We start from the raw sequence: 8,168 nt of genomic DNA, 5'->3' as shown, positions 1-8,168 counted from the left end.
TATCTAACTAAACATTGGTATTGCCCTGATCATTCACTCCTCTTTGTGCATTACAGTTTTGAAAGCCCATTATTCACAAAAAGATTAAAAGGCGCTGCGCTTTTAAGTAACCCACCGTCATTAACCTTTACGAGTGATCATTACTGTACATACGCCCGCTATAATTCCCCAAAAAGCAGATCCTACTGAAAACATCGTTAAATCAGACGCCGTAACTAAAAACGTCACTATTGCAGCCTCGGTATATTGCGAACCCGTTAACGCTTGCTGCAAACTATTTGCAATAGTGCCAAACAAAGCGATACCCGCTAACGCCAAAATAAGTGCCTGCGGCAAACTTGCCACCAAACCGACTAAAGTTGCAGCACACAACGCCATTAAAATGTAAAACACACCACCCGCAATACTTGCCCAATAGCGTTTATCCGGGTTTTTATCAGCCTCATCACTCATACAAATAGCCGCCGTAATCGCAGCTAAATTAATTGAATACGCTCCAAACGGCGCACAAAGTACATTTACTAGCCCCGTCACATTAAGCGTTGCCGAAATAGGCGCTTTGTAATTATGCGCCTTTAACACAGCAATACCTGGCAGATTTTGAGAGGTCATTGTCACAATATATAAAGGTAAACCAATGCTTATACAGGCTTGTAAATTAAACGAAGGCGCAATATAGGTAAAGTGACTCATTTTCCACTGCAATGCGCTGGTATCTACATGGCCAAATTGCCACGCTAATAACACCCCCACAATTAACACGCTTAGCATGGCAAAACGCGCAAAAAAGCGCTTACCTACAAAATAAACCAATACCATTAACCCTATAACTAAGGGCATATCATTCATAAAATTAAATACATCAATACCAAAAGTAACCAGCACGCCCGCTAACATGGCACAGGCAAGTTCGCTGGGTATTCGGTTCATTATTTTTTCAAACCAACCCGTTATACCCGACAAAAAAACCAACAACGCGGCAAACATAAATGCCCCAACCGCCTCGTTTAGGTTATATCCCTGTGCGCTTGATATAAGCAAAGCAGCCCCAGTGGTCGACCATGCAATTAAAACAGGAACTTTGTAATAGTAAGATAAACCTATTGAGGTTGTTCCCATTACTAAACCTAGCATTAAAATCCAGCTCGCAACTAAATCAGGCGTCCCCCCTAGGGTGATCACAACCTGATAAATTAATGCAATGGAACTTGCAAAACCAATAATCACTGCCACTAATCCAGCGGTTGCTCGGTTAAGTAATTGATCTGAAAACGCCATATATCCCTCTTGCATTTATTTTTATGCACACAACATACGTTGCTCATTTTTACAATGCAATTAACTATTAGTGTAAGAATCGTGAATTATTTTCATTTTTATTTTAAAAAGTTTTGAGCCTTTAAATTATTGCATTTTAAAAAACAAACAAGTACCTATAAAAGCGCCACAGGCTGCATGAAGCCTACAAAAAGCAATACCTAAAATGTACTAAAAACAAGCTAACCATTACTTTACAACAACTTAAAAAATCAAAAAACAATACATTAATACTATAAAGCCAAACTTGATCTAATTACTCACTTAGTATAAAACGTAACAAATAGTTAACCAAAAACACCAAAAGAGAAACAAATGAAGCGTTTAATCATTGCTGCCATTGCTACTGCGGTACTCGCATTTGCCATTTACAAAGGAGTAATTGAGACCAAAAAAGCCGAGGAGCCTACTGCTCCAATAGCGATCGATTTTGTTCCTATTGATCTGCAAAAAACACGCACAACCAAAGCGCCTGTGCCTATTGATATGAGTAAAGACCCTATAAAAGCCACGCCTAAAATAGAACAAACAGCCACATTTGAAAGCTTTGACGCGGTAAACCGCTTATCTGATCGTGCCAAAGCAGTACTTACCAATGCCAAAGTACTGCCTACCGATCTTAATAACGAAGCGTACATAGAGTTTGATTTAGCCACTTTACAAGCACTAAAAACAGGCGAAAACTTTGATTTAGCTATTCCACAAACAACCGAAACTTATACAGCCGAAGTCACTAACGTTATTGAGTCGGCCAATGGTGACAAAAGTATTTTTGGAAAAGTACTTGGCGTTGACGGACGTATGCACAACACGGTACTTACCGTTGGGAAAGACGCTATATACGGCCAATTTACCGCGCCTTCTGGTAACTACGTATTTGAAAGCAAAGGCCAGTATGGCTGGATAGCCGCTAAACGCGATTTATATAAAAGCCATATTGAGCACGACGTAAGTACCCCACAGCCAAAACCCGATAACGCTGGCGATATGTTTGCCCCTAAAACCGACGGCTAATCACTTATTCCGCCCGCTTAATTAAGTGCTATCGCGGATTGCTATTACCTAATTTTTTATATTAAGCCCCATTAAATGGCTGCTTAAGCGTGCTCGTTATGCTTAAGCAAAATTTAATAATAACTATATTAACCACTACAAGAGTAAGGAAATACAACAATGAAGAATGTAATCATCAAAACAGCAGTAGCAGCTGCATTGTGCGCTGCAAGCACAGCTCAAGCAGAAACAATCGATATTGGTATTTTATATACCGACCAGTCGGCTGCAGCAACCAGCAATATTAATACAAAAATTAACCAGCTTATTGCGTTTAGTAATCAAGTTTACAGCCAAAATGGCGTAGACATTACGCTGCGTTTAGTGGGCTCGCAAAACTTAGGCGACTACGCAATTACTCCATCTGAAGATTGGCTTAATGCAGTAACAAACAGCAGCTACGTAGATAACCTACGCACAGGCTGGAAAGCCGATATGGTAGCAGTGCTAGGTATGGGTCAAAGTGCAGGTGCTGGCTTAATTTCATGTGGTTTAGCATGGGTTGGACAAGGTACAAACGGCAACCTTTACAGCTCAATGAGCGATCGTATGTACTCAATTACAGCGATTGATTGTGGCGCAAGCACATTTGTACACGAGCTAGGCCATAACCAAGGCTTAGCGCATTCACGTAAACAAGGTGATACGTCGGGTGGTGTTTACACTGACGGCATGGGCCACGGTGTACAAAACGAGTTTGCAAGTATCATGGCGTACCCACAAGTATTTGGTAGCGCAACACAGTACGATTACTTCTCTAACCCAAATTGGAGCGTAAACGGTATTCCTTACGGTATTACAAACCAGGCATACGCAATTCGCACTGTAACGGCTACAAAAACAAGTATTGCTAACTTTAAATAAATGAGCACAAAAAAGCGGGCATATGTAATGCCCGCTTACGTTATTTTGTTAGTCTAATCCGTTTAATTAAGTGATCTATTTTGCGGATTGGTATTAGTCCCTTTGGAGCGCGTTATGCGCTCTTTTTAATGCACAACAACTTTTTGCTTAATAGCCGGCATTAACGTTTTACCATCGCCATCTACCTTATTTAATAGCTTTAAGCCCATTACTTTTGCAAGCACCGGATATATGTCGAGGTTATTTACTTTTTTAAGGCTTACACCTTGTTTAAATGCAGGCCCAGTTGCAATAAACGTGGCTGCCATGTCGTCTGTGTAAGCGTAACCGTGTGTGCCAACATAAGTCGATTTACCCTTACTGGTAAATACAGCAGGCGCGTTAGTTTGCACTATAATATCGCCCACTCGGCTCCCTTTATTATAATGATACCCAGCCAACTGCTCATCAGTTAACACTGTATAACGGCCATTTGCCGCCTCGCGTAAACGCGCTTTGTAATTGGCTATGTCGGCTACGCTGGTTTCGGGTTTTGCATATATTAGTAAACGCGGCCCCGTATTTTTAACTATAAAACCGTCATCACTAGGTAACGTGTTTAACAAAATGCTTTTATCAGGATCAACAACCGCCATACCATGGTCCGACACAATCACTAAGTTCACATCTTGTTCTAATTTATTTAAACGCGCTTGCAACTGCCCCATTAACGTATCGAGCTGTTTAACTGCATCACGTGTTTGTGGCGCATCGGGGCCAAATTCGTGCCCCATGCTATCGACTAACGAAAAATAACTCGCAACAAATCGAGGGCGCTGCGCCTTAGGTAAGCTCAACCACTGAATAATTTGGTCAACCCGGCCTTGGTACTCACTATGCTTAGAGTAATGATAAAAATAGTCGGGAGTCATACCATTAAACCGCGCATCAGACTCAGGCCAAAAATACGCCGCCGACTTAAGACCCTGCATTTTAGCTAAGTTCCACAGCGGAATGCCTTTTACCCACGTACTGTCGCCTAATGCTTTACCCATGCTGTAACACTCATTATTACGCGCTTTGTCGCAAAATTTGTTATCAACAATGCCGTGATTCACTGGCAATAACCCAGTCACAATAGAAATATGATTAGGAAACGTTTTTGTGGGGTAAACCGGTATTAACTTTTGTGCCCTTACGCCTTTATCGGCCATAGCTTTTAAATTAGGTGCACCGTGTTTTTCAATGTAGTCCCACCTAAAACCGTCAATCGACACAAGTACTACCGTTTGCTCTTTTGCTGCAAACGCCGTATGGCTGGTTAACACCAAAAGTGCCCACATCATCGCCGTTACAAATCCATACTTCATTACAAATACTCGCCTACATTAAAATACGTTAAATACTGAAAAATATAACTTTATAATACAATTGCCAGGCCTTAAATGATACAAGCACCTGTACCTAACTCCTCTAGGTGTATATATTAACTAGTAAGTATTAAAAACGAATGACAACGCGCATTTACCTCGCCAGTCATCGCCACTAAACAAGGACACCGATGACTATCGACTTTAGTAAAAAAATAACCCCCGCACGTATGTACAGAACCACCTCTAATTTACAAATGGCGCTCGAAAGCGACCGTGGCCGCATAATGAACAGCGCCGCTATTCGTCGCTTGCAACAAAAAACACAAGTATTTCCGCTTGAGCGAAACGCCGCTGTGCGTTCAAGGTTAACCCACTCGCTTGAAGTACAACAAGTTGGCCGCTTTATTGTACAGCGTATTTTTGCCAACCTAAGCTTTGAGCAACAAAAAGATTATGGCTTAACCGACCTAGAACGCCCACTCGAAAGCCTAGTAGAAATGGCTTGCCTAATGCACGACATTGGCAACCCACCTTTTGGCCACTTTGGCGAAGCCGCAATAAACCACTGGTTTAATACTAATTTAGCCAGTGTAACGCCCGAGCGATGCCGCGAGCCAAACACCGGCATAGGCGTTATTTTTAAGCACCTAGCGCAAGACATTTGCAACTTTGAAGGCAACGCCCAAGGCATTCGTATTATTCACTCGTTGCAAACCCTTAACCTAACCTACAGCCAAAGTGCAGGTATTTTAAAATACACCCGCCCAGCAGGGCTTGATGTAAAAGACATACCCCAAAATAAAAACTACTTAATGAAAAAAGTAGGCTACTACTACAGTGAAAAAGCCTTTATTGAAGCATTACAAAACGAGTTAACCATAGAGCCATACTGTCGTCATCCTGCCAGTTACATAATGGAAGCCGCCGACGACATATCCTACTGCCTAGCCGACATAGAAGATGCAGTAGAAAAAGGCATAATAACCATTGAGCTACTGTGCACCGTGCTTAAAAATCACTATCAAAAAGTACTTATAAACCTAACCATTGACGACACCGAACACCAAGACTTTGTTAGCAAAGCGGTAAACTACGCACTAGAGCGTGGCAAAGCACAACCGTATAACTTTAATAGCGAATTTTTTATATACCTGCGTGTAGCCCTGCTGCACCCGCTAGTTAACCATGCCGCAAAACGCTTTATAGAAAACATAGAACCCATTTATCACGGCGACTTTAACCATGCCCTACTAGAAGACCGAAGCCACTTGCATGCCGTAACACAAACGCTTAAACAAGTTGCCCAAGCGCATGTGTTTTCAGATAAAGAAGTAGAAAAGCTTGAGCTACAAGGCTACAGAATTATTAACGGCCTACTCGACAGCTACAAACCTCTACTGCAATTAACAAGTGACGACTTTAAACGCGCCCTAAATGGCGACAAACGCCTACTAATAGAATCAAGGCTTGTTAAAAAGCTCTCTAAAAAGCACTTAAACAGCTACCAACATGCCATAGACGCCATGCAAGAAGAGCCCGACCATTTTGCAGCCTACGAATTTTATTACCGATGCCGGTTAATTCAAGATTACATTAGCGGCATGACCGACCAATTTGCCTACGACGAATACCGCAGCTTAATGGTAATAAGCTAATTAAATAGCGCTTACTCAGCGCTATTTAATAACCGCCAGGCTAAGCTTTAATATTAAAGCAAATAAGCTTAGCCATATTCGCCCGCCATTAAGCGTAATACTCCCCTAGATAATTTTTAATTTTACGCTTAAAATCAACTTATTAATGTTTAAACGCTAACCGCCCTTATGACCACTTTACTCACACGCCTGACGCTTTGTTTTGCCTTATTTTATAGTGTTAATAGCGCTGCTTATAACGAAGCAATGTGCATACTTATAAAGCAAGAAGTACAGCAATACAGTAATAACAAAACAAGCGAAAAATACCGTAAAGCGGCGCGTGACTACAAAAAACATTGTAACAAACCTAAGCAAGTACTTACTCAGCCTAAACCAATAGTAAAAGAGCCAGAGCCAAGCGTAATAGTAACCCAACCACAACCAAACAATGTGCAACCTGCTCCGGTTACTCAGCCCACCAACCAAACCACCGATGGGCTAATAGACGAAAAAACACTAAACTTAACCGATGAGCAAAAACAGCAAATTAGCGACATGATTGACGCTAACGCAAGCGAAGTGACCATTAATGTAGAGCCTACACAACCTACACCTACTGAAAACAACGCACCTAACAACACAGCTGACAACCAAACGCTAGCAGAGCCAATAACAACTCAAAAACGTGAACAAGCTTCAGCACAAGTGCTTGAGGGAGAATCAAAAAAAGTACAAGAGCCAGCGCAAAGCCAAGTAACAGAGCAAGCGACACCGGTTATACAACCCACAGAGCCAACAGTAGCGCCGGTGATAAAACCAGCGCCAGTGATTGCCCCACAACCAGCGCGCCAGCAACCTAGCTCGTTATTATTACCAAGTTTTGTATTAGTACTGGTTGTGCTTATTGGCGCAATGGTGATCATTCGTTTGCGCCGCGCAAAACAAACCAATGCCAGCGCAGCCGTTACAGCGGTTAGTACGCAAACACAAAATACACAAAGCGCCGAAAAACAAATAGCTAATGTAACCTCAGAGCAACAGCAATCAAAAACCACACAAAAAATACAGGCACCCAGTGAGCAATCGGCTACAGAAACAGCCGAGCCAAAAGCCCCTACTAACGACGCAGTTAGTAATGACAAACCAAGCGAAGAAAAACCACAACCTAATACCGCCGAGTTTGAAGCCGCAGCTAAAACTACATTAGAGCGTATTAAAAACGCCAGCAGCTTTAACGAACCGCAAGTACGCGACTTTGATCCAGATGCAAAACCAGTAAAAAAACAGCGCAAGCACAGCCCAGTAAAACCAGAGCCAACACCAGCAGAGCCTGTTGAAAAAACTGAACAACCAGCAGAGAAAACACCTGAGCCGCTACCAACAAGTACACCTGCTAAATTAGATAAACCCGAGCCAGAAGCGCCTGCATTTAAAACGGAACACGACTTTAAAGAGCCCGAAGTACGCACGTTCGATCCTAATGCACCACTGCCCGGCAAAAAGAAAAAACCGCGTAAAACAGAGCCAACACAAACCGTGCCGGAGCCACCAGCGCCACAAAACACCCCTAAAACAATTCAACCAGAGCCAGAAGCATCTGAGGCAAAAGCCGAGCCTAAAACCCCTGCAGCTGAGCCTAAAAAAGCAGATGCCAGCAACCCATTTGCCAACCTATCACTTGATGCAAGTTGGGACCCAAACTCAGCCGAAAAACCCAAAATAGAAGAAAAACAACGCGCCCCTAAATCACAAGCACTAATAAACGCAGAAGAACGCGCTAAAAAGCTACAAACAAAAGAGTAGCAACCTCACTCAATCCTCTTTGTGCATTAAAGACCTAAAATCCATTATTCACATAGAGGTTTAGAGACGCTGCGCTTTTAGAAAAGTGATTAAGTGACTCGTGATTAAAAAACCAATAAATTAAATGGCTTGGCTTCTCATT

Annotated in this window: 6 protein-coding genes; 4 read left to right on the top strand and 2 right to left on the bottom strand. The window is 42.3% G+C overall.

Features of this window, described 5'->3' with window-relative positions; translation table 11 throughout:
• Positions 1–120: 120 nt before the first annotated feature.
• Positions 121–1,278, bottom strand: coding sequence for a benzoate/H(+) symporter BenE family transporter (locus CWB65_RS04600; protein WP_138740018.1), 1,158 nt, complete (start codon positions 1,276–1,278; stop codon positions 121–123).
• Positions 1,279–1,632: 354 nt separating this feature from the next.
• Between CWB65_RS04600 and CWB65_RS04595 the strand changes: the two genes are divergently transcribed.
• Positions 1,633–2,331 (top strand): protease inhibitor BamI-like protein, encoded by a 699-nt coding sequence (locus CWB65_RS04595; protein ID WP_138740017.1) that lies wholly within the window; start codon positions 1,633–1,635, stop codon positions 2,329–2,331.
• A 159-nt stretch (positions 2,332–2,490) separates the two neighbouring features.
• Positions 2,491–3,234 (top strand): M12 family metallo-peptidase, encoded by a 744-nt coding sequence (locus CWB65_RS04590; protein WP_006793508.1) that lies wholly within the window; start codon positions 2,491–2,493, stop codon positions 3,232–3,234.
• 125 nt (positions 3,235–3,359) lie between these two features.
• Here the strand turns inward: CWB65_RS04590 and CWB65_RS04585 are convergent, their stop codons facing one another.
• Positions 3,360–4,583, bottom strand: coding sequence for an alkaline phosphatase family protein (locus CWB65_RS04585; protein WP_138740016.1), 1,224 nt, complete (start codon positions 4,581–4,583; stop codon positions 3,360–3,362).
• Positions 4,584–4,774: 191 nt separating this feature from the next.
• Between CWB65_RS04585 and dgt the strand changes: the two genes are divergently transcribed.
• Both dgt and CWB65_RS04575 read left to right on the top strand, forming a co-directional pair.
• On the top strand, positions 4,775–6,241 hold the full coding sequence (gene dgt, locus CWB65_RS04580; protein ID WP_039037273.1) for a dGTPase: 1,467 nt from the start codon (positions 4,775–4,777) through the stop codon (positions 6,239–6,241).
• A gap of 168 nt (positions 6,242–6,409) precedes the next feature.
• Complete coding sequence (locus CWB65_RS04575) at positions 6,410–8,026, top strand: cell surface protein (RefSeq protein WP_138740015.1); 1,617 nt, start codon at positions 6,410–6,412, stop codon at positions 8,024–8,026.
• The last annotated feature ends 142 nt before the right edge of the window (positions 8,027–8,168 follow it).

Source organism: Pseudoalteromonas sp. S554 (genome assembly GCF_005930865.1).
Lineage (GTDB): Bacteria > Pseudomonadota > Gammaproteobacteria > Enterobacterales > Alteromonadaceae > Pseudoalteromonas > Pseudoalteromonas marina.
The sequence above is the reverse complement of the archived record's forward strand: the minus strand, read 5'-3'. Positions and strand labels throughout refer to the sequence as shown.

Excerpts from the sequence above, each read along its gene's own strand:
- CWB65_RS04600 (WP_138740018.1), bottom strand. The coding sequence starts at position 1,278 with ATGGCGTTTTCAGATCAATTACTTAACCGAGCAACCGCTGGATTAGTG.
- CWB65_RS04595 (WP_138740017.1), top strand. The coding sequence starts at position 1,633 with ATGAAGCGTTTAATCATTGCTGCCATTGCTACTGCGGTACTCGCATTT.
- CWB65_RS04590 (WP_006793508.1), top strand. The coding sequence starts at position 2,491 with ATGAAGAATGTAATCATCAAAACAGCAGTAGCAGCTGCATTGTGCGCT.
- CWB65_RS04585 (WP_138740016.1), bottom strand. The coding sequence starts at position 4,583 with ATGAAGTATGGATTTGTAACGGCGATGATGTGGGCACTTTTGGTGTTA.
- dgt (WP_039037273.1), top strand. The coding sequence starts at position 4,775 with ATGACTATCGACTTTAGTAAAAAAATAACCCCCGCACGTATGTACAGA.
- CWB65_RS04575 (WP_138740015.1), top strand. The coding sequence starts at position 6,410 with ATGACCACTTTACTCACACGCCTGACGCTTTGTTTTGCCTTATTTTAT.